The sequence below is a fragment of the Amycolatopsis nigrescens CSC17Ta-90 genome (assembly GCF_000384315.1).
Classification (GTDB): Bacteria; Actinomycetota; Actinomycetes; order Mycobacteriales; family Pseudonocardiaceae; genus Amycolatopsis; species Amycolatopsis nigrescens.
On sequence record NZ_ARVW01000001.1, the window covers coordinates 5,255,951 to 5,275,061 of the forward strand.

The 19,111-nt window shown below is 70.7% G+C and carries 18 protein-coding genes; 12 read left to right on the top strand and 6 right to left on the bottom strand.

The annotated features are described in order from the left end of the window. The first annotated feature begins 164 nt into the window (after positions 1-164). The gene (locus AMYNI_RS0124975; protein WP_020670800.1) at positions 165-1,265 is read left to right on the top strand and encodes a calcium:cation antiporter; all 1,101 of its coding nucleotides are present in this window, start codon (positions 165-167) and stop codon (positions 1,263-1,265) included. Here AMYNI_RS0124975 and AMYNI_RS0124980 read toward each other — a convergent pair. Next, the gene (locus AMYNI_RS0124980; RefSeq protein ID WP_157357476.1) at positions 1,255-2,856 is read right to left on the bottom strand and encodes a DUF2079 domain-containing protein; all 1,602 of its coding nucleotides are present in this window, start codon (positions 2,854-2,856) and stop codon (positions 1,255-1,257) included. The genes AMYNI_RS0124975 and AMYNI_RS0124980 overlap by 11 nt on opposite strands. 279 nt (positions 2,857-3,135) lie before the next feature. Between AMYNI_RS0124980 and AMYNI_RS0124985 the strand changes: the two genes are divergently transcribed. Beyond that, positions 3,136-3,546, top strand: a complete 411-nt coding sequence (locus tag AMYNI_RS0124985; protein ID WP_020670802.1) for a hypothetical protein — start codon at positions 3,136-3,138, stop codon at positions 3,544-3,546. On the opposite strand, the gene AMYNI_RS45345 is transcribed toward AMYNI_RS0124985, so the two are convergent. Continuing rightward, positions 3,532-4,437, bottom strand: coding sequence for a LysR family transcriptional regulator (locus AMYNI_RS45345; protein WP_020670803.1), 906 nt, complete (start codon positions 4,435-4,437; stop codon positions 3,532-3,534). The genes AMYNI_RS0124985 and AMYNI_RS45345 overlap by 15 nt on opposite strands. 104 nt (positions 4,438-4,541) lie before the next feature. Between AMYNI_RS45345 and AMYNI_RS0124995 the strand changes: the two genes are divergently transcribed. Then, a complete protein-coding gene (locus tag AMYNI_RS0124995; RefSeq protein ID WP_020670804.1) occupies positions 4,542-5,360 on the top strand; it encodes an isocitrate lyase/PEP mutase family protein in 819 nt (272 codons plus the stop codon). An 8-nt stretch (positions 5,361-5,368) separates the two neighbouring features. On the opposite strand, the gene AMYNI_RS0125000 is transcribed toward AMYNI_RS0124995, so the two are convergent. Then, the gene (locus AMYNI_RS0125000; RefSeq protein WP_020670805.1) at positions 5,369-8,557 is read right to left on the bottom strand and encodes an AfsR/SARP family transcriptional regulator; all 3,189 of its coding nucleotides are present in this window, start codon (positions 8,555-8,557) and stop codon (positions 5,369-5,371) included. Positions 8,558-8,759: 202 nt separating this feature from the next. On the opposite strand from AMYNI_RS0125000, the gene AMYNI_RS0125005 reads away from it, so the two are divergent. Next, complete coding sequence (locus AMYNI_RS0125005; RefSeq protein ID WP_026360897.1) at positions 8,760-9,344, top strand: NADPH-dependent FMN reductase; 585 nt, start codon at positions 8,760-8,762, stop codon at positions 9,342-9,344. A gap of 26 nt (positions 9,345-9,370) precedes the next feature. Next, the gene (locus AMYNI_RS45350) at positions 9,371-9,793 is read left to right on the top strand and encodes a VOC family protein (RefSeq protein ID WP_020670807.1); all 423 of its coding nucleotides are present in this window, start codon (positions 9,371-9,373) and stop codon (positions 9,791-9,793) included. 63 nt (positions 9,794-9,856) lie between these two features. Here the strand turns inward: AMYNI_RS45350 and AMYNI_RS0125015 are convergent, their stop codons facing one another. Next, complete coding sequence (locus AMYNI_RS0125015; protein ID WP_026360898.1) at positions 9,857-10,678, bottom strand: SDR family oxidoreductase; 822 nt, start codon at positions 10,676-10,678, stop codon at positions 9,857-9,859. 118 nt (positions 10,679-10,796) lie between these two features. Here AMYNI_RS0125015 and AMYNI_RS0125020 point away from each other — a divergent pair, with 118 nt between their 5' ends. The 3 genes from AMYNI_RS0125020 (at position 10,797) to AMYNI_RS0125030 (ending at position 12,887) form a co-directional block, all read left to right on the top strand. Further along, on the top strand, positions 10,797-11,369 hold the full coding sequence (locus AMYNI_RS0125020) for a TetR/AcrR family transcriptional regulator (RefSeq protein WP_020670809.1): 573 nt from the start codon (positions 10,797-10,799) through the stop codon (positions 11,367-11,369). Positions 11,370-11,464: 95 nt separating this feature from the next. Further along, positions 11,465-12,289, top strand: a complete 825-nt coding sequence (locus tag AMYNI_RS0125025) for an oxygenase MpaB family protein (RefSeq protein ID WP_020670810.1) — start codon at positions 11,465-11,467, stop codon at positions 12,287-12,289. A 34-nt stretch (positions 12,290-12,323) separates the two neighbouring features. Continuing rightward, the gene (locus AMYNI_RS0125030; RefSeq protein WP_020670811.1) at positions 12,324-12,887 is read left to right on the top strand and encodes a dihydrofolate reductase family protein; all 564 of its coding nucleotides are present in this window, start codon (positions 12,324-12,326) and stop codon (positions 12,885-12,887) included. Here the strand turns inward: AMYNI_RS0125030 and AMYNI_RS0125035 are convergent. Both AMYNI_RS0125035 and AMYNI_RS0125040 read right to left on the bottom strand, forming a co-directional pair. Continuing rightward, positions 12,863-14,197 carry an MFS transporter gene (locus AMYNI_RS0125035; RefSeq protein WP_211225509.1) on the bottom strand — a complete coding sequence of 445 codons (1,335 nt, stop codon included), beginning with the start codon at positions 14,195-14,197 and terminating at the stop codon, positions 12,863-12,865. The genes AMYNI_RS0125030 and AMYNI_RS0125035 overlap by 25 nt on opposite strands. 19 nt (positions 14,198-14,216) lie before the next feature. After that, entirely contained in the window at positions 14,217-14,459 is a 243-nt protein-coding gene (locus AMYNI_RS0125040; protein WP_020670813.1) for a hypothetical protein, read from the bottom strand. 141 nt (positions 14,460-14,600) lie between these two features. Here AMYNI_RS0125040 and AMYNI_RS0125045 point away from each other — a divergent pair, with 141 nt between their 5' ends. The 4 genes from AMYNI_RS0125045 (at position 14,601) to AMYNI_RS0125060 (ending at position 18,941) form a co-directional block, all read left to right on the top strand. Continuing rightward, entirely contained in the window at positions 14,601-16,637 is a 2,037-nt protein-coding gene (locus AMYNI_RS0125045) for an MDR family MFS transporter (RefSeq protein WP_020670814.1), read from the top strand. A gap of 107 nt (positions 16,638-16,744) precedes the next feature. Next, positions 16,745-17,134, top strand: a complete 390-nt coding sequence (locus AMYNI_RS0125050) for a GntR family transcriptional regulator (protein WP_026360899.1) — start codon at positions 16,745-16,747, stop codon at positions 17,132-17,134. Continuing rightward, positions 17,131-18,021, top strand: coding sequence for an ABC transporter ATP-binding protein (locus AMYNI_RS0125055; protein ID WP_020670816.1), 891 nt, complete (start codon positions 17,131-17,133; stop codon positions 18,019-18,021). Before AMYNI_RS0125050 ends, AMYNI_RS0125055 begins: the two co-directional genes overlap by 4 nt. Continuing rightward, on the top strand, positions 18,018-18,941 hold the full coding sequence (locus tag AMYNI_RS0125060; RefSeq protein ID WP_020670817.1) for an ABC transporter permease: 924 nt from the start codon (positions 18,018-18,020) through the stop codon (positions 18,939-18,941). The genes AMYNI_RS0125055 and AMYNI_RS0125060 overlap by 4 nt, the downstream gene beginning before the upstream one ends. Positions 18,942-19,111 lie beyond the last annotated feature (170 nt).

Consider the following 19,111-nt stretch of genomic DNA (forward strand, 5'->3'; position numbering starts at 1 on the left):
GAAGCAAAAACAAGCCCCGCAATTTCACCCGAAAGAATAATCGGTTTCCATGTATTGGATAGAACCGTCATCGGCGCGCTGTGACCAACTTGTTACTGTCACCGTGGTCACGAACGGCCACCGCTGACCAGGCGGTTTCGGTACCCATCTGGCAGCGTGTGGTCATGACCAAGCCGATCCGAGTCTCGATGCGGCAGTGGACCACCTGGGTACCGCTGGTCGCGGTGGTGGCGTTGTTGCTGTCCTGGGGTCGCACCTTGCCGGCGTTCGCCGTGGTGCTGGTCGCGATCTGCCTGGCGGGTGCGGTGCTGGCCGCCGTGCACCATGCCGAGGTGGTCGCGCACCGGGTCGGGGAGCCGTTCGGCTCGCTGGTCCTCGCGGTGGCGGTGACGGTGATCGAGGTGGCGCTGATCGTCACCCTGATGGTCGACGGCGGGCCGAAGTCCGCGTCGCTGGCCCGCGACACCGTGTTCGCCGCCGTGATGATCACCTGCAACGGCATCGTGGGGCTTGCCCTGCTGGTCGGCGCCCTGCGGCACCGGGTGGTGGTGTTCAACGCCGAGGGCACCGGCGGCGCGCTGGCCACGGTGGCCACGCTGGCCGTGCTGAGCCTGGTGCTGCCCACGTTCACCACCAGCAGGCCAGGCCCGGAGTTCTCGGCCGGGCAGCTGGCCTTCGCGGCGGTCGCGTCGCTGTGCCTGTACGGGCTGTTCGTCGCCATGCAGACCGTGCGGCACCGCGACTACTTCCTCCCGGTGAACGACGACGGCGACGTGATCGACAGCGAGGAGCACGCCGCCCCGCCGAGCACGGGCGTCACCCTGATGAGCCTCGGGCTGCTGGTGGTGGCGCTGGTCGCGGTGGTGGGCAACGCGAAGGCGGTCTCACCCGCGATCGAGTCGGGCGTGGCCGCGGCCGGGCTGCCGCCGTCCGTGGTCGGTGTGGTGATCGCGCTGCTGGTGCTGCTGCCGGAGACCCTCGCCGCGGTGCGCGCGGCCAAGCGCGACCGGATCCAGACCAGCCTCAACCTGGCGCTCGGCTCGGCGATGGCCAGCATCGGGCTGACCATTCCGGCGATCGCGGTCGCGTCGGTGTGGCTGCAGGGTCCGCTGACGCTCGGCCTTGGCGCCACGCACATGGTGATGCTGGCGCTGACCATGGTGGTCGGCGTGCTGACCGTGGTGCCAGGCCGGGCGACCGTGCTGCAGGGCGGGGTGCACCTGGCGCTGTTCGCCGGCTTCGTCTTCCTCGCCGTCAGCCCCTGACCGGGTCACCGGCGACCCGGTAGAGCGCGCCTCCGGCGGAGACGAGGACCTGGGGGCGCGCGGTGCCAGGTGCGGCGACCGCCTGCCAGCCGGCGCCGCCGGGCGCGCCGGGCCGGGTCAGCCCGGTGACGCCGCCACCGACCACGGTCCCGTGCTCGTCGGTGACGAGCACGCAGTCCACATCGGAGCCGGAAACGGTGGCCCAGCCGGTGAGCAGCGCGCCATCGGATTCCACGGCACCCTTCGACGGCCAGGCCTGTGCGAGCTCGACGTGGCCGCCGAGTTCGAGCCCGTGGCAGCCGAGGGTGAAGTCGTCGGTGAAGGGGTACCCGCCGAGTGCCCGTGCGGCGGGGATGACCGACGGCTGGATGTGCAGTGCGGCAAGGGCTTCCGGTGCTTCGAGGCGCAGTGCGACGGCCGCGGTCCGAAGTGGCTCGTAGGCGCGCCGCACCGCGTCGGCCTTGGTGCCGCCGATGGCGTGGGTGACCAGGCCGACCGCCACCACCGCGATGACCACGTACCTGGTGGGTACCGCCGGACGGTGCAGCGCGGCGAGGGCGAGCAGGGCGCAGGTGGCCAGCGCGGCGACCAGTACGTACCGGCTGATCAGGCCGGCGTTGCCGGACGGCGCCTCCGCCGTGGTGCGGCCGAGCCCGAGCATCACCGCCAGCGCGACGGCGTAGGCTGCCAGCCCGATCCAGCCGGAATCGTTGGTGCGGAGCGGTTCGCCGTGCACCCGGCGGAGCACCGCGGACCGGCCCGGCAGCACCAGCAGGGCGAGGGTGAGGCCACCGGCCAGTACCGCGACGACCGCGACGTCGGCCGACCACAGACCGCCGATGGCGGCGAGGACCACGGAAAGCCGCCCGTCGGGGTCGAACGCGGACGTGGCCAGCGACTGCTGCCCCGAAGGTTTGGTGAGGAACCAGAAGGCCAGCACGAGCACCCCCGCGACGGGGGGCACCAGCACCTTGTACCGGGCGTCGCGCCGCAGCCAGAAGATCAGCGCCAGCGCGAACCAGGCCCCGAACGCGGCGCTGAAACTCAGGCAGCCGAACGCCGCGGCCAGCACCGCGGGCCAGAACCGGCCGCGGTGCGCCAGCGCGATGGCCAGCACGCTGAGCAGCACCGCGGGGACCCAGCTGATGCCGTTGGTGCCCTGCGACCAGAGCTCGGCCGCATGCGAGGACAGCAGCAGGAAGGCGAAACCCGCGGTGAGCGCGGCCTTGCGCACCGGGGCCGTGGTGGCGGGCAGCATCAGGTGGAGCAGCACCACGACCGCCGCGACCATGGCGACGGTGAGCACGGTCAGCACGCGGTTGTCGCCGCCGAACCAGGCCGCGTCCGCCCAGAACAGCAGGGACGGCAGCACGAACGGCTGGTCGAGGTGATAGCCGAAGACCATCCCCGGCAGCAGCGAGCCGTCGTCGCCGGTGATCTTCGCCAGCACATGCCAGTAGTCGAGCAGGACGTGCATGCGGGGCGCGCGCAGGGCGAGCAGCAGCGCCAGGAACAGCGGGCACACCGCGAGCAGGTACAGCAGAACCGCCGGTGTGCGCCGGGATGGCCGCACCACTGAGGAGCCTGTCACGTTTCTCCTGTTTTCTGTCACCGATTGCCCGACGGGGTCGAGGAACCCTAGCGGACCCGAAGAATGGTTGTGCGACCACAAAGTCTGGTTCATGGCGGTTGGAATCACGGTTGGATAACCGACCGGGTGCTGTTGTGAGGTGCTGTAACGGCCACCTGACGGTTCCGATGGATGTCTCGGTGGGATCGATCAACTCCCGTTCGGCGCCAAAGCTGGTTTTGGTCGCGTCGTGGTTCGGGTGGGAAGCTGGCGGCGTTGAGGGCATTTGGGCGTGACCGTGTGTTCGACAACCCCTTGGTGGCGGTGCTCATGGATTATGTTTCCGCGCATCAGCCGGAGGAGGTCGCCAGGGTCGGCCACGAGGTGACCGGGCCCGATCGGCACGTGCTCAAGGTGGCTCCGCTCGGTCAGGCGCCCGCACTCGAGCTGCGGGTCACCGGTTCGGTGGCGGATTTTTTCATCGGCGAACTGCCTGCCATCGAGATCGACGCGCGGAACAACCGTGATCTTTCCGAACTCAGAAGCATTCTCGAAGCGCTTTCTCGCGGCGAGTTGTCCGTTCGTTACGTCCGGATATTCGGCCGGTGGCGGCCGCGCGCCGTCGAGTGCGATGCTGGTTCCTGGAGTTTCCCTGTTCCGCCGATGTCACGGAGGAGCAAAGAGCGTGTCGAGGTGCTAGGAACCCAGTAGGTCCGGTGTGTGGTTGGCCAGCACCTTCAGGAACTCCGCCGCCGCCTGGCTCTGGTGGCCGGCGGTCCGGCGGACGGCGACGACCGGTATGCGCGCGTTCATGCTGGGCACATCGATCGTGCGAAGGCTGCCGATTCGCAGCTCCTCCCGGACACTGCTGACGGGCATGAGCGCGACGCCGAGCCCGGCCTCGACCAGTCGCTTCTGCGCGGTGAGGCTGTCCACCGTGGTGATCGACGGGGGCGCCGCATCGGAATCGGTCAACTGGCGTTCGAGAAGCCGGCGGAACGAGTCATGGCGGCCGCGTTCCGCCGGAAAGCCGAGCCACTTCTCGTCCGCCAGCGGGCGCAGGTCCGGCAGCCGACGGGCGGTGATCCGGTGCGAGGCGGGCACCACGACGTAGAGCTTCTCCTCGCCGAGCGGGATCGACTCCAGTTTGGGGTCGGCATCGGGGTGGTAGCGCAGGCCGAGGTCCGCATCGCCGCTGCGGACCAGCGCGCTCACCTCGCGGCTGGTCGCGGTGCGCAGATCGACCGGGACCTCGGACTTCGACGTGAACTCGCGCAGCGCGTCGACGATGTGCGAGTCGGCCAGTGTGCCGACGATGGCAAGGCGGAAGGGCAGCGCGTCGCCGGGGCGGTCCCGGACGGCCCGCGCACCGTCGCGGATCGCGGCCAGTGCGGCCTCGGCGTGCGGCAGCAGGGCGCGCCCCGCGGCGGTGAGCGTTACCCGGCGGCCGACCCGCTCGAACAGCACCGCGTCGAGGGTGCGCTCCAGTTCGTGTATCCGCCGGCTGATCGCGGGCTGGGAACGGTGCAGCCGCCGGGATGCCTCGGTGAACCCGCCCACCTCGGCGATGCAGACGAAGGCTTCGATCTCGTCGAACGTCATGCCATCAGCATTCCTGATGAGAATCGTCAGCACTATGCATTTGCATGACGGACGGACCGCGAGCACAGTGAGCCTGTCGCAGCACCCCTGGGAGGCCTCGTCCGATGACCGATCAAGCAGCCAAAGCCGCGCGGTTCCGCGCCTTGCACGAACGGCCGGAGCCCTTTCTGCTCCCGAATCCCTGGGACGCCGGAACCGCCCGTCTGCTGGCCGGCCTCGGTTTCGAAGCCCTCGCCACCACGAGCCTCGGCGTGGCCAACCTGGCAGGCCGCACCCGCGTCGGCCGGCAGGAGATTCTGGACAACTGCCGGACGCTCAGCGAGGCGACGCCACTGCCGGTGAACGCCGATCTCGAGAACGGCTTCGCCGACGACCCCGTGGACGCGGCGAAGATGATCGAGGCGGCCTGTGCGTCCGGCGTGGTCGGAGCGTCCATCGAGGACTACACGGGGGACCGTCGCACGCCGATCTACGACTTCGGGTTGGCCGTCGACCGGGTGCGCGCGGCGGTGGAGGTGGCGCGCTCGCTGCCCCTGCCCTTCGTGCTCACCGCGAGGGCGGAGAACCTGCTGCACGGCGTCAACGATCTCGACGACACGATCGGGCGGTTGCAGGCATTCGAGGAAGCCGGCGCCGACGTGCTGTACGCGCCGGGACTTCGCACCCTGGCCGACATGCGCACGGTGGTCTCGTCGGTGGGCAAGCCCGTCAACGTCGTGATGGGCTTCGCGGATCCGTCGATCACGCTGGAGCAGCTGGCGGAGGTCGGGGTGCGGCGGGTGAGCATCGGCGGCGCGCTCTCCAGGATCGCGTTGAAGTCCTTTATGGACGCGGCGCGGCAGATGCGCGGGGGCAGGTTCGGGTTCGTGGCCGAGCTGCCGCCGATCTCCGAGCTGCACGAGGCGTTCACCCGCGACGAGTGAGCAGAACGTCAGGGGGACGACTCGGTGCCGTGGGTGAACTCGGACTGGAAAAGCTCCTCGCCGAGGGCTTTTCGGGCGATGGCGGTGATGCGGTCGACGTCGAGGCGTTCCCGTGGGGGAAGTGGGGCGGACACCGAGTTCCTGGCGGCGGCGGCCGCGCCGAGCAGCCGGGCCGCTTGGCGGTGGTCGCCGCTGAGTGCCGCGGCACCGGCCATGCCTTCGAAGGCGAGTGCGATGGCTCGGGGATCACCGGTGGCGCGGGCGGTTTCCAGTCCTTCGAGGTGCCTGGCCCGTGCGGTTTCGGCGTCACCGCGCAGTTCGGCGATGAAGCCGAGCTCGTTGAGCGCCTGCGCGATTCCCGGTTCGTAATGCACCTGGCGGTTCCATTCGAGGCCGCGCCGCACATGGGCTTCCGCGTCGTCGAGCCGGCCCTCCCGGCGGGCACCGAGGCCGAGGCCGACCTCGGCGAAGATCTCGCCGCCCTTGTAGCTCTGCTCGGCGGACAGCCGCGAGGCCCGTTCGTGCAGCAGCCGCGCCTGGCCGAGGTCGCCGGCCAGCAGCGCGAGCCTGCCGAGCCCGGCGAGTTTGTCCGCCACCGCCGGCCAGAGTCCCAGCTCCTCGGCCATCCGCAGGCCGTCCCGCTGCAGGCGCGCGGCCTGCTCGTAGTCGCCGGTGATCTCGGCCAGCGAGCCGAGCACGTTGGTGGCCCGCAGCTGTCCCCAGCGGTCGCCGAGCTCGCGGAACAGCTCGCCGCTGCGCTCACCGTCGCGTTCGAGCGCGACGAGATCCCCGCGCACCAACGCCTGCGACGCGCGGGCGCTCAACGCCGCGGCCACGCCCCAGCGGTCGTCCAGCTCGCGGAACCTGGCCAGCGCCCTGTTCACCAGCCACTCGCTGGTGGACAGGTCACCCGCGCCGAGCAGCACCTCGCCGACGAACCACTCGGCCCTGGCGCGGCGGCCGGGATCGGCGATCCGCTCGAACGCGACCGGCGTCGCCGCCGGGCCTGGCCGCTGCCCCATCAGCCCGATCCCGGACCGCCAGGCCGTGGCCTCGGCGACCCCGGGTTCCGCGTCGGCGCCCGCCAGCGCCAGCTCCAGCGACCGGGCGCCCTCGTCGAGCCGTCCGCGCAGGAACCAGTACCACGCCAGCGCGTTGACCAGGCGCAGCGCCTCCGCCGGCTCGCCGCGGCGCAACGCGCCCTCCAGTGCGCCGCGCAGGTTCGCGGTCTCCGCGTCCAGCCGTTCCAGCCATTTCCGCTGCGCGCGCCCGCGCAGCTGCGGCTCGGCCTGCTCGGCCAGTTCGAGGTAGTAGCGGTTGTGCCGGTCCCGCACCCGTTCCAGCTCGTCCTCGTCGCGCAGCCGTTCGACGCAGTACGCCGCGACGGACTCGAGCAGCCGGTACCGGTGCCCGCCGCAGCCGTCCACCACCACGACCAGTGAGCGGTCCACCAGCCTGGCCAGCAGGTCGAGCACGTCCCCGGTGGCCACGCCGTCCCCGGCGCAGACCGCTTCGGCGGCCGCCAGCGTGCAGCCGTCGGCGTGCACGGCCAGCCGGCGCAGCACCACCCGCTCGGGCACGGTCAGCAGCTGCCAGCTCCAGTCGATCATCGCGCGCAGCGTCTGCTGCCTTGCCGGTGCACCGCGATGGCCGGCGGCGAGCAGCTGGAACCGGTCGTCCAGCCGGCGGTCCAGCTCGTGCACGCCCAGCGCGCGCACCCGGGTGGCGGCCAGCTCCAGCGCCAGCGGGATCCCGTCCAGCCGCCGGCAGATCGCGGCCACCGCCGCCGCGTTCTCCTCGTCCAGGGTGAAGCCCGGTGACGCGGCGGCGGCCCTGGTCACGAAAAGCTGCACCGAGCTGAACTCGCGCAGCGCGGCGGGGTCGGTTTCCGCGCCGGGACCGGGCAGCGCCAGCGGCGGCACCGGCCACACCACCTCACCCGCCAGCCCGAGCGGTTCCTGGCTGGTCGCCAGCAGCCGCAGCTCCGGCGCGGCCCGCAGCAGCAGCCCGGCCAGCTCGGCCACCGGCTCCACCACGTGCTCGCAGTTGTCCAGCACCAGCAGCATCCGCTTGCTGCGCAGGGCACTGCTCAGCCGTTCGGTCCTGCTCACCGGCCGCCCGGCCGGCAGCGGGCCGGACGCGGTCTCGTCGCGGATGCCGAGCGCGGCCATCACCACGTCCACCACGCTGGCGCAGTTCAGGTTCCGGCCGCGGTCGAAGGCGGCCAGCTCGGCCACCCACACCCCGTCCGGATGGGCGTCGACCAGCTCGCCCGCCGTTTCCATGGCCAGCCTGGTCTTGCCGACCCCGCCGGGGCCGGTCAGGGTGACCAGCCGGTCCCGTTCGAGCAGTGCGCGCACCTCGGCCACCGCGCCGTCCCGGCCGAGCAGTCCGGTGACCGCGGCCGGCAGGTTCGTCCGGCTCTTGGCCGGTGCGGCGGGCGTGGCGTCCAGCCGCGGATCCTGGGCGAGGATCGCGCCGTGCAACGCGACCAGGCCGGGACCGGGGTCGAGCCCGAGCTCGTCGCGCAGCCGGTCCCGCAGGTCGGTGTAGCTCTGCAGCGCCTCGCTCTGCCGTCCCGCCCGGTAGAGGGCGCGCAGCTGGGTGGCACGCAGCCGTTCCCGCAGCGGATAACGGGCCACCAGGTCACCGAGCTCACCGACCAGCACGGCGTGTTCACCGAGTTCGAGCCGCGCCTCGGCCTGCTCCTCCAGCGCGGAAAGGCGCAGTTCCTCCAGCTTCGAGATGACCGGACCGGCGAACTCCTCGTCGGCGAAGTCGGCGAACGCCGGGCCGCGCCACAGCGCCAGCGCGTCCGCCAGCAGGGCCGCTTTCGCACGCGGGTCGCCGGTTTCGCCGGCGCGGGTCAGCAGTGCGGTGAACCGGCCGGAGTCCACCGCCTCGGGCCCGGCCTCCAGCAGATAGCCCGGCGCGCGGGACACCACCAGCCGCCTCGCCGACGGTTCGGCCTCGTCCAGCGCGCGGCGCAGCTGGGAGATCTTGGCCTGCAGCGCGCCGGCGGGATTGCCGGGCGGCCGGTCGCCCCACAGATCCTCGACCAGCCGGTCCGCGGAAACCGTCTTCCCCTCGTGCGCGAGCAGGTCGGCCAGCAGCGCGCGGACCTTCAGGCCGGGAATGGTGACCGGATCGCCGTCCCGCGTCCACACCGCGAGCGCCCCCAGCACTCCGAATCGCATGGCGTCACCGTAACGCAGTGTTTAAGGCGGCTGGAGCGCTATGCACCCTCGTCGGTGCTCCTCCGCGTTGTGTCCCACCGGTATCGAGTCCTCCAGTGCTCGGGAAGCCGACCGTAAGCCGATCGGCAGTACCCGGTAAGTGCCGCTCGGCAGGGTGGAACTCAGCAAGGGAAACGGAAACGACGACCCGGAGGAGCACCTGATGTCCGAGCACAACCCGTTGCGGCTGGCGGTGATCGTGGGCAGTACCCGCAGGGGCCGGTTCGGTCCGGTGGCGGCCGACTGGTTCATCGGCCAGGCCCGCCGGCACGAGAAGATGACCGTCGACGTGATCGACCTGGCCGAGCTCCAGCTGCCCGAGGTGCTGGGCGCGGACGAGGAGGAGCCCCCGGCGAAGGTGCGGGCGCTGGCCGCCAGGGTGGCTGCGGCGGACGCGTTCGTGGTGGTGACCCCGGAGTACAACCACAGTTTCCCGGCTTCGCTGAAGACCGCCATCGACTGGTTCTTCGACGAATGGCAGGCCAAGCCGGTCGCCTTCGTCTCCTACGGCGGGATCGGTGGCGGCCTGCGGGCGGTGGAGCACCTGCGCCTGGTTTTCGCCGAGGTGCACGCGACCACGGTCCGCGACACCATCAGCTTCCATTCCTACGAGCGCCTGTTCGACGAGACCGGGCTGCCGAAGGACGCGGTGGGCGTCGGATCCGCCGCGAAGAAAATGCTCGACCAGCTCGGCTGGTGGGCGCACGCCCTTCGCGACGCCCGCGCCGTTCGTCCTTATGCCGCCTGAAACACCTACAGAAAAGGAGTTCCACCATGTCCGTGCAGCTGAACCACACCATCGTCCCGGCCACCGACAAGCACGCCTCCGCCGAGTTCCTCGCCGGCATCCTCGGCCTCGAAGTCGGCGCGCATGACTTCTTCGTGCCGATCGAGCTCGACCACGGGGTGCTGCTCGACTTCATGGATGCCGAGAACTTCGGCTGGCAGCACTACGCTTTTCTGGTCAGTGAAGCGGAGTTCGACGCGGCCTTCGCCAGGATCACCGCGGCCGGCGCCCGTTACTACGGCACTCCCGACAAGGCCGCGATGGGCGAGATCTACTTCCACAACGGCGGCCGCGGGGTCTATTTCGAGGACCCCGACGGGCACGCCATGGAACTGCTCACCGTGCCGAACGCACCCGGTGAGGAATGGGTGACCGGCCCGTACGGCCCCAATCCGGCGCTGGCCAAGTAATCGGCCGTCAGTGAGAGTGTTGCCCGGTGTACTAGGGGTACCGGGCAACACTTTACTGTGCTGTCAGCGGAACTCGCCGGCGTGCTGGACCGCCCATGCCGCGAAGGTGGTGGCCGGGCGTCCGGTGAGTTCCCGCACGGTGGCCGTCGGCTGCTGCGGATGTGCCGCCAGTTCGGCCATTCCGTCCACGTACCAGCGGGCGTATTCGCCCATGCTCGGGGTGAGCAGCTCGACCGCCTGCTCGTGGGTCAGCTCCTCGAACGGGATCTCCCGGCCGAGCGCGGCGCCGATGCAGCGGACCATCTCGGCCCGGCTGATCGTCTCCGGGCCGGTCAGCTCGTACGACCGGCCGAGATGGCCGTCTTCGAGCAGCACGGTGGCTGCCACCGCGGCGATGTCGTCGAGGTCGATCGGCGCGTTCGCCGAGCCGGGGTAGGCGTCCCGGACCACGCCCGTGGTCCGGATCTGCTCCGCCCACATCGTCGAGTTCAGCATGAACTCGCCCGGTTCGAGGTGGGTCGCGTCGATGCCAGACTCGTTCACCGCCTCCTGCACTCCGTACCACCAGCTGCCCTGCCCGCCGGACAACGCGACGACCCGGTCCACCCCGGCTTTTCCGGCCAGTGCCAGCACTTCGCGCGCGGTGCCGGGCAGCGGCGCCAGGTACATCCGGTCGACCCCGTCGAGCGCCGCCGGCATCGTCTCGGTCCGGCCGAGATAGCCCTGGACGACCTCGACGCCGTCCGGCAGCGCCGCCTTCGCCGGGTTGGTGGTCAGCGCCCGCACCTCGATCGTCCCCGCCGTCTCTGCTGTCCCCGCTGCCAGCAGGTGGTCGACCACCAGCCTGCCCACGTTCCCGGTCGCGCCGGTCACCAGAATCCGCATCCGCTCCTCCTCCGAGCCACCCATCTCGCCGGAACTGGATACTACCTTAATGGAACGTTAAAGTTCCAGTACGGTGTCATGGGGGCCCGATTGGGAAATCGGATAGTAAATTTGGGACATGAGCAGTGCCACCACTCCGGAGACCGGCGCCCGCGGCCGCACCAGGCGCGCCATTCTCAGCGCCGCCGCCTCGGTGCTCGCCCGCGACCATTACGCGACCCTCCCGGACATCGCCGATGCGGCCGGGGTCGGCCGGACCACCCTGCACCGGTACTTCCCGGACCGGAAGGCGCTGATCGCGGCGGCCATCGACGACTCGGTCGAGGTGATCGGGCATTCGGTGGCCGAGGCGGAGATCGAGCAGGGCTCACCGGCCGAGGCGATGCGCCGGCTGGTCGCGGCGATGGTCGCGGTCGGGGACCGGCTGATGTTCCTCTTCGGCGATCCGCGGATCCTGGAAGGGCATGACGCCGACGAGGACGCGGCGCCGGACGACCCGGTGCTCGCGCTCATCGAGCGCGGCCAGGCGGCGGGGGTGTTCGATCCCGCGATGAGCGCGAAGTGGATCCAGCACGTGCTCTGGGCGCTGGTCTACACCGGCTGCGAGGAGGCCGACAAGGGCAGACTGCCCCGGCACGGCATCGTCCCGATGGTGACTCGCACGCTGGAGAACGGCATCCACGCCAGGTAGGGCACCGTCCGCGGTCTTGACAGCGGGCGGACGGTCGCGTTGCATATCTGCTAACGAGCGTGTGCAGATGTACTCGGATCAAAGGAGATCGGACCATGGACGCGGTGCGGGAGCAGGAGGCCGTTCTGGACGAGGCGATGGTCGGGGCCGCCCTGCTCGCCGGGGGCGCGAACGTGATCATGCAGCTGGCCAGGCCGGGGGTCGGCTACGGCGTGGCCGAGAGCAGAGTGCACAGCGGCAGCCTCTTCCGGCACCCGGTCAAGCGGACCCGCACCACGCTGACCTATCTCGCGGTCGCGACGATGGGCACCGACGAGGAGAAGAAGCAGTACCGGCTCGGCGTGAACAAGGCGCACGCGCAGGTCTACTCCCGCGAGTCGAGCCCGGTGCAGTACAACGCCTTCGACCGCGATCTGCAGCTCTGGGTGGCCGCCTGCCTGTACCGCGGGGTGGAGGACACCTTCACCGCCTTCGTTGGACCGCCCGACCAGGAGACCGTGGACACCCTGTACCGCGCTTCGGCGACGCTCGGCACCACCCTGCAGGTGCCACCCGAGCGCTGGCCCGCCGACCGCGACGCCTTCGAGAAGTACTGGAACGACGCGCTGGCCGAGGTTTCCATCGACGACGCGATCCGCCGCTACCTCTACGACCTCACCATGCTGCGGTTCCTGCCCCGCTTCCTGAGCGTGCCGCTCGGCCCGTTCAACCGGTTCGTCACCACCGGCTTCCTGCCGCCCCGGTTCCGGGCCGAGATGCGGCTCGACTGGTCGCCGCGGCAGCAACGGCGGTTCGACCGGCTGACCAAGGTGATCGCGAAGCTCGTCCAGTGGCAGCCAAGGGTGCTCCGCCAGTTCCCGTACAACCTGTGCATGTGGGACCTGCGCCGCCGGATCAAGGCGGGCCGCCCGCTGGTCTGACCGTTCTGTCGGTGCCCTGTGCTTTCCTGGTGCCATGCGCAAGGTGATTCTGCAGGAGATCGTCTCGGTGGACGGATTCGCCGCCGGCCCGCAGGGCGAGCTGGGCTTCTTCGACGCGGTCGACGACTACAGCGAGGTGGACCAGGACAACCTGCGGATACTGGCGGAGGTGGACACCATCGTGCTCGGCGCCGAGACCTACCGGCTGTTCGTCGAGTACTGGCCGACCGCGGACGACGAGCCGGTCGCCAAGTCGGTGAACGCCATCCCGAAGCTGGTCTTCTCCTCCACAATGGACAGTGCGCCGTGGGGGCGGTGGCCCGCGGCGCGAGTCGTGCGCGGCCCGGCCACGGACGAGATCGCCGCGCTCAAGCGGAAACCCGGCGGGGACATCATGGTCTGGGGCAGCATCTCGCTGGCGCAGACGCTGCTACAGGCCGGGCTGGTGGACGAGATCCAGCTGCGGGTGTGCCCGGTCCTGCTTGGCAGGGGCCGGCGGCTGTTCGACGACGCCCCGGCCGGCCTCGAGCTGATCGAGGCCAAGCCGTACCGGACGGGCATGGTGTCGCTGCGCTACCTGCGTCCCGGCCGGGATTGACCGGGTGCGGCGAGGCGGCGGCGCTGCGTCGCGACGAGCAGCAGTCCGGCCGCCGCGGCCGCGGCGGTGAGCAGGAAGGCGATTCGGAAGTCCGCGTCGGCCGGCGCGGGGCCGAGTACGAGCGTCAGCACGGCGACGGCGAGCGCGCTCGCGAGGTACTGGGCCGTGGTCAGCAGCGCACCCGCCGTGCCGTGGTGCTCCGGCGGCACGTCACGAGTGCCGAGGACGAACATCGACGTGAACACGATCCCGTTGCCGAGCCCGCTGATGACCAGCCCGATCAGCGAGACCGGCGCCAGTGCGAGCAGGAGCAGCCCCAGCCCGGCGGTGGCGAAACCGGCGATGAGCACACCGGCGGGGTCGAACCGTCGCAGGGCGCGGCCTGCCGTCGCGCTGCCCACCGTCACCATCAGCGCCAGCGGCAAAAACGCGAGTCCGGCCTGTAACGGTGAATATCCCCGCGCGGACTGCAGGAACAGGGTGAGCAGGTAGTACGCGGACCCGGCGCCCGCCATGTAGCACGCGGTCGCCGCGGCACCGACGAGCAGCGCGCGGATGCGCCGCAGCACGGGCTCGATCAGTACGTCTCGCGCGGTCTTCTCGTGGTGGACGAAGGCGAGCAGCAAGGCCGGCGCGAGACCGAGGCAGGCGAGTGCCGCGGCGGAGTCCCAGCCCTGTTCCGGGCCGAGGGTGAGGCCGAGGACCAGCGCCAGCGCGGTGCCGGTGCCGAGTACCGAGGAGAGCAACGGGATCCGGCCGGCCGGTTCGCGGTCGCGGGACGGCCGGATCCAGACGACCGCGCCGAGGGCGCACAGCAGGACGAGCGGGACGTTGACGGCGAAGGTGAGCCGCCACGACAGCGCGGTGAGCAGGCCGCCGAGGATGGCGCCGGCGGCGAGACCGGACGCGCCGACCGAACCCCAGACCGCCAGCGCGCGGGCGCGCGGCGGCCCGGCGGGGAACGTGGTGCCGATGAGGCCGAGTACGGCCGGCTGGAGCAGGGCCGCGGCGAACCCCTGCGCGCCACGCGCGGTGAGCAGCACGGCCCCGTCGCCGGCCACGGCGCCGGCCGCGCTGGCCGTGCCGAAGAGGACCAGTGCGAGCACGAACAGGCGCCGGGCGCCGAACCGGTCGGTCAGCCGGCCGCCCACCACGAGGAAGCCGGCGAAGAGCACCGCGTAGGCGCTGACCACCCACTGCGCGAGCGCCGGTTCGAGGCGCAGGTCGGCGGCGATGCTCGGCAGCGCTATGTAGAGGACCGAGAACTCGAGGGTGGTGGTGAACTGGGCTGTTGAAAGTACGGTAAGCACGGCAAACGTGGCGGACCGGTCAGCCAAGCGCATCGCGGAAGAAGCCTTCGTGCCTGGCGATGTTGCCGGGCAGGAAGTCGAGGACTTCCCGGCCTTCGGCGTCGAAGCCGTGCGCACGCGGACTGCCGGTGAAACCGGCCGCGGCCAGCCGATCCAGCAGCGCGTGCACCGCCGGGGTCCAGTGCCCGGTCGGTCGCCGCACCGTGTTCCCGATCCGCACCAGTTGGTTGACAGCACCGGCCAGCGGCTGCTCCTCGGGCACCCCACCTGGATAGCACGAGCGGAAGGCCGGGGTCGAACGATATTTCCCGCTTGCCGGGCCGGACACGCTCGGGTGAATCGGCGCGCAGCCGGGCCGGTGGCGGGCTTACCCTCGCGCCGGGCGGCGAAGGGAGCGTGCCGGATGGCCGAGTCGGAGAGGCAGGCGGACGCGCCGCCCGAGCTGAGTGTCCGCGGGCGCAACCTGATTGTCGCCGCGATCATGCTGGGCATGCTGCTGGCCGCGCTGGACCAGACCATCGTGGCCACCGCGCTGCCCACCATCGTCAGCGATCTCGGCGGCGGCAGCCACCTGTCCTGGGTGGTCACCGCCTACCTGCTCGCCGAGACGATCATGACCGCGCTGATCGGCAAGTTCGGCGACCTGTACGGGCGCAAGAAGACCTTCATGCTCAGCGTGGTGCTGTTCCTGGTGGGCTCGTTCTTCTCCGGCTGGGCCGACTCGATGACCTTCCTGATCGTCTTCCGCGCGGTGCAGGGCCTCGGCGCCGGCGGGCTGATGGTCACCGCGGCCGCGGTGATCGCCGACGTGGTGCCGCTGCGGGAACGCGGCAAGTACCAGGGCGTGATGGGCTCGGTCTTCGGTGTGTCCACTGTGGTCGGTCCGCTGCTCGGCGGGTTGTTCGTGGACCACCTCAGCTGGCGCTGGGCCTTCTATGTGAACATCCCACTCGGCGTGCTGGTGCTGGTGATCGCCGCGGCCGCGCTGCCCACCGTGCGGGCGAGCGCGCGGGTCACCATCGACTACCTCGGCATCATGCTGATCGCGCTCGCGGCCACCGGGCTGACGCTGGTCACCAGCTGGGGCGGGACCGAGTACGCCTGGGGTTCGCCGACCATTCTGTGGATGGCCGGGATTTCGGTGCTGCTGCTGGTCGCGTTCGTCTTCGTCGAACTGCGCGCGGCGGAGCCGATGCTGCCGATGCGGCTGTTCCGCGGCAGCGTGTTCACCGTGTCCGGCGTGCTCAGCTTCATCGTCGGGTTCGCCATGCTAGGCGGGATCACGTACCTGCCGACCTATCTGCAGTACGTGCGGGGCGACACGGCGACCGAGTCCGGGCTGGCCATGCTGCCACTGGTGGTCGGGCTGCTGCTGTCCTCGCTGTTCACCGGCACGGTGGTCAGCCGGACCGGGATCTACCGGATCTTCCCGATCGTCGGTTCGGTCCTGATCACCGGCGGCCTGCTCTTGCTGTCCCTTTTGGACGCTCACACCGGCTATCCGCTCGCCGCGGCGTACATGCTGGTGCTCGGCGCTGGGGTCGGCTGCACCATGCAGGTGCCGATGATCGTGGTGCAGAGCACCGCCGACTACCGCGACCTCGGGGTCGCCACGTCGGGGGTCAGCTTCCTGCGCACGATGGGAAGTTCCTTCGGGGTGGCCATCTTCGGCACGATCTACGCCGGTTCGCTGCCGGACAACCTTGCCGCCGCGCTGGCGTCGAACCCGCTGCCGGCCGGGGTCGACCCGAGGGTGGCGCAGAGCCCGCAGGGGCTGCACGCGCTGCCGGAGGCGGTGCGCGCGCCGATCATCGGCGCCTATGTGGACACCCTGCAGATGATGTTCCTGCTCGCCGCGCCGGTCGGCGTGCTGGCGCTGCTGGTTGCGTTGCTGCTCAAGCAGGTCCCGCTGCGGGACACCTCGCGGGCCGGGGCGAGCGGCAACAGCGGGCTCGGCGAGGGGTTCGCCGCACCGTCCACGAACGACTCGCGACGGGAGCTGGAGAAGATCATCGGCGCGGTGGTGGCCAGGCAGCAGGCCGATCCCGGCCCGGAGATACTGGCCAGGTCCGGGCTGTCGATCAGCTTCGCGCAGGCATGGCTGCTCGGCCAGTTCTTCCGGGCCGGCCTGGCCGGCGGCGACGCCACCCTGCAGCGGATTGCCTCCTGGCGCGAGGTGCCCGCCGGGATCTTCGAGCCGACCGCGAGCCGGCTCGTGGCGGACGGGTACCTCACCGAGACGGACGGCCACTACCGGTTCACCCACGAGGGCACCGAGCTGATCGCCAGGTTCGTCGGCTGCTGGCGGATCTGGCTGCTGGAGAAGCTGGGTGACCTGGAGGAGACCAAGGACCTGGACTTCCGCACCGTGGTCGACGAGACCGCCGAGCGGCTGATCAGCACCGGCCGCGCGATGGGCGAAGGCCGGCACGCCGCCTGACGGGCAAATAGCCGGCTTTTTGCCCTTCAGGCTCGACCCGCTTTTCGGCTCGTTGGCGGCCGAGTTAACCTATGATCCTAGGTAAATAGGTCTAGGGGGTGTGGCGGTTGTTCGAGTTCCGGTTCGACGGCGGGTCCGGCGTTCCGCCGTACCTCCAGCTGGTGCACCAGGTCGAGCACGCGCTGCGGCTGGGGGAGCTGCGGATCGGTGACCGCCTGCCGACCGTGAAGGAGGTCGCCAGGCAGCTGGTGATCAACCCGAACACGGTGCTCAAGGCTTATCGCGAGCTGGACCACCGCGGCCTGGTGGCCGGACGGCCCGGCCAGGGCACCTTCATCGAACGCGGCCTGGACGGGCTGGCCGCGGAGAAGCAGGCCGAACTCCGCGCGGGGCTGGAGAACTGGCTGGCCGCCGCGCGGGAGGCGGGCATGGACGCCGAGGGCGTCGCCGCACTGGTGGCGTCCGCGCTGCACGACTTCGGTAAGGAGAACAAGTGACCGCAACGGCGATCGCGACCAGGGAGCTGGGCAAGCGCTACGGTCGCAGCTGGGGGCTGCGGGACTGCACGCTGGACATCGACGCCGGCCGCGTGGTGGGCCTGGTCGGGCCGAACGGCGCCGGCAAGTCCACCCTGCTGAACCTGATGGTGGGCCTGCTCCGGCCCTCCGCCGGCGAGCTCGAACTGCTCGGCGAGCCGGTCGGTCCGAACCAGGTGCTGGACCGGGTCGCCTATCTCGACCAGCGGCATTCCCTCTACGACACGTTCAGAGTCGGCGAAATGCTCGAAGCGGGACGCCGGCTGAACACCCGCTGGCATCCCGGTATCGCGCTGGAACGGTTGCGCGCACTGGAGATTCCGCTGGAACGCAAGGTCGGCAAGCTCTCCGGCGGGCAGCGGGCGCAGGTGGCGCTCGCGATCGCGCTGGCGACCCGGCCGGAGCTGCTGGTGCTCGACGAGCCGGTCGCCAGCCTCGATCCCCTGGCCCGCAGGGAACTCATGTCGGTGCTGATGGAGGCCAAGGCGGAATGGGACTGCACGGTGGTGCTGTCCTCGCACGTGGTGGCCGAACTGGAACGGCTGTGCGACTACCTGGTGGTGCTCGACCACGGGCAGGTGAAACTGGCCGGTGACATCGACGACCTGTTGGCGCAGCACAGCCTGCTCGTCGGACCTCTGTCTACTGTGGACGAAGTCGCGGCCGGACGGCGGGTGCTGTACCGCGAGCACCGGGCGGACCGCGCCTGCCTGCTGGTCAGGCAGGACCCGGGACCGCTGCCGGAGCACTGGCGGCCGAGGCGGGTGAACCTGGAGGACCTCGTCCTGTACTACCTGTCCGAATCCAGCGCGGCCGTGCGACCGGCGCGAGCGGAGGTGCCCGCATGATCTGGCTGACCTGGCGGCAGCACCGGCTCAAGCTCTTCGGCCTCGGCGCGGTCTTCTTCGCGGCCGCCGCGGTCTACCTGGCGATGGGGCTGGGCATGCGCGGCTCGCTGCCCGCGGTGGACCTGCCGCACTGCTTCGGTGGCGCGGTCGATTCCCGTTGCGGCGACTGGCCTTCGCTGATCTACTTCGTGCACAACTACGCCCAGCTGCTGATCTCCCTGTTGCCCGCGGTGGTGGGCATGTTCCTCGGCGCCCCGCTGGTCGCGGCCGAGCTGGAGCACCACACCTTCCGCTACGTGTGGACCCAGGACGTCGCGCGGAGCCGGTGGCTGCGGTCGAAGCTGCTCTTCCTCGGCGGTTTCGTGCTGGTGTTCGCCGAGGTCTTCGCGGGCGCCTACGCCTGGTGGTTCGCGCCGGCCGTCACCTCGGAGGGCCGGTTCGACACCTTCGACTTCGGGTTGATCTCGTTCCCGGCGACCTGCCTGTTCGGGTTCGTGCTCGGGGTCGCCGCCGGCGCGGTGTTCCGCCGGACCCTGCCGGGAATGGCGGTGGCGCTGGCCGGGTTCCTGCCGGTGCTCGTGGTGGTGAAGAACTGGCTGCGTCCGTACTATTTGGACCCCGTGCTGCTGGAGAACACCGCCGGCGGCGCGCTGCGGGCGGGCGACCCGGTGTTCCGCGACGCGGCGGGCGTGCTGCACGGGTACGACGAGGCGATGGCGATCGCGGGCCTTCCCCGGCCGTCGATCATGGGCACCGAGCCGTCCGAAGTCCTCGAACGGGCCGGGCTCACCCGGCTCTACCCGGTGCAGCCAGGCGACCGGTTCTGGCTCCTGCAGCTCATCGAGGCCGGCCTGTTCCTCGCGCTGGCGGCCGGTTGCGTGCTGCTCTCCTTCTGCTGGATCCGGCGGCGGCTGACCTGAGCGCGAAGCGCGCATGAGGCCACTTGGGACCGTGAGATTCCGTTGAACCGCAACGGGTTCCGGCCGGTGACCCAGCTCACTCCGGCACCGGGTTGCACGTGCAACGGAGATCCAGATCCGAGCCGGTTGCTGGCAGCGCGTCAGTTAGCCTTCCCTCCAGTACTTGCCGG

Excerpts from the sequence above, each read along its gene's own strand:
- AMYNI_RS45350 (WP_020670807.1), top strand. The coding sequence starts at position 9,371 with ATGTCCGTGCAGCTGAACCACACCATCGTCCCGGCCACCGACAAGCAC.
- AMYNI_RS0125000 (WP_020670805.1), bottom strand. The coding sequence starts at position 8,557 with ATGCGATTCGGAGTGCTGGGGGCGCTCGCGGTGTGGACGCGGGACGGC.
- AMYNI_RS0125005 (WP_026360897.1), top strand. The coding sequence starts at position 8,760 with ATGTCCGAGCACAACCCGTTGCGGCTGGCGGTGATCGTGGGCAGTACC.
- AMYNI_RS0125060 (WP_020670817.1), top strand. The coding sequence starts at position 18,018 with ATGATCTGGCTGACCTGGCGGCAGCACCGGCTCAAGCTCTTCGGCCTC.
- AMYNI_RS0125030 (WP_020670811.1), top strand. The coding sequence starts at position 12,324 with ATGCGCAAGGTGATTCTGCAGGAGATCGTCTCGGTGGACGGATTCGCC.
- AMYNI_RS0125025 (WP_020670810.1), top strand. The coding sequence starts at position 11,465 with ATGGACGCGGTGCGGGAGCAGGAGGCCGTTCTGGACGAGGCGATGGTC.
- AMYNI_RS0125015 (WP_026360898.1), bottom strand. The coding sequence starts at position 10,678 with ATGCGGATTCTGGTGACCGGCGCGACCGGGAACGTGGGCAGGCTGGTG.
- AMYNI_RS0125045 (WP_020670814.1), top strand. The coding sequence starts at position 14,601 with ATGGCCGAGTCGGAGAGGCAGGCGGACGCGCCGCCCGAGCTGAGTGTC.
- AMYNI_RS0124975 (WP_020670800.1), top strand. The coding sequence starts at position 165 with ATGACCAAGCCGATCCGAGTCTCGATGCGGCAGTGGACCACCTGGGTA.
- AMYNI_RS0125020 (WP_020670809.1), top strand. The coding sequence starts at position 10,797 with ATGAGCAGTGCCACCACTCCGGAGACCGGCGCCCGCGGCCGCACCAGG.
- AMYNI_RS45345 (WP_020670803.1), bottom strand. The coding sequence starts at position 4,437 with ATGACGTTCGACGAGATCGAAGCCTTCGTCTGCATCGCCGAGGTGGGC.
- AMYNI_RS0124995 (WP_020670804.1), top strand. The coding sequence starts at position 4,542 with ATGACCGATCAAGCAGCCAAAGCCGCGCGGTTCCGCGCCTTGCACGAA.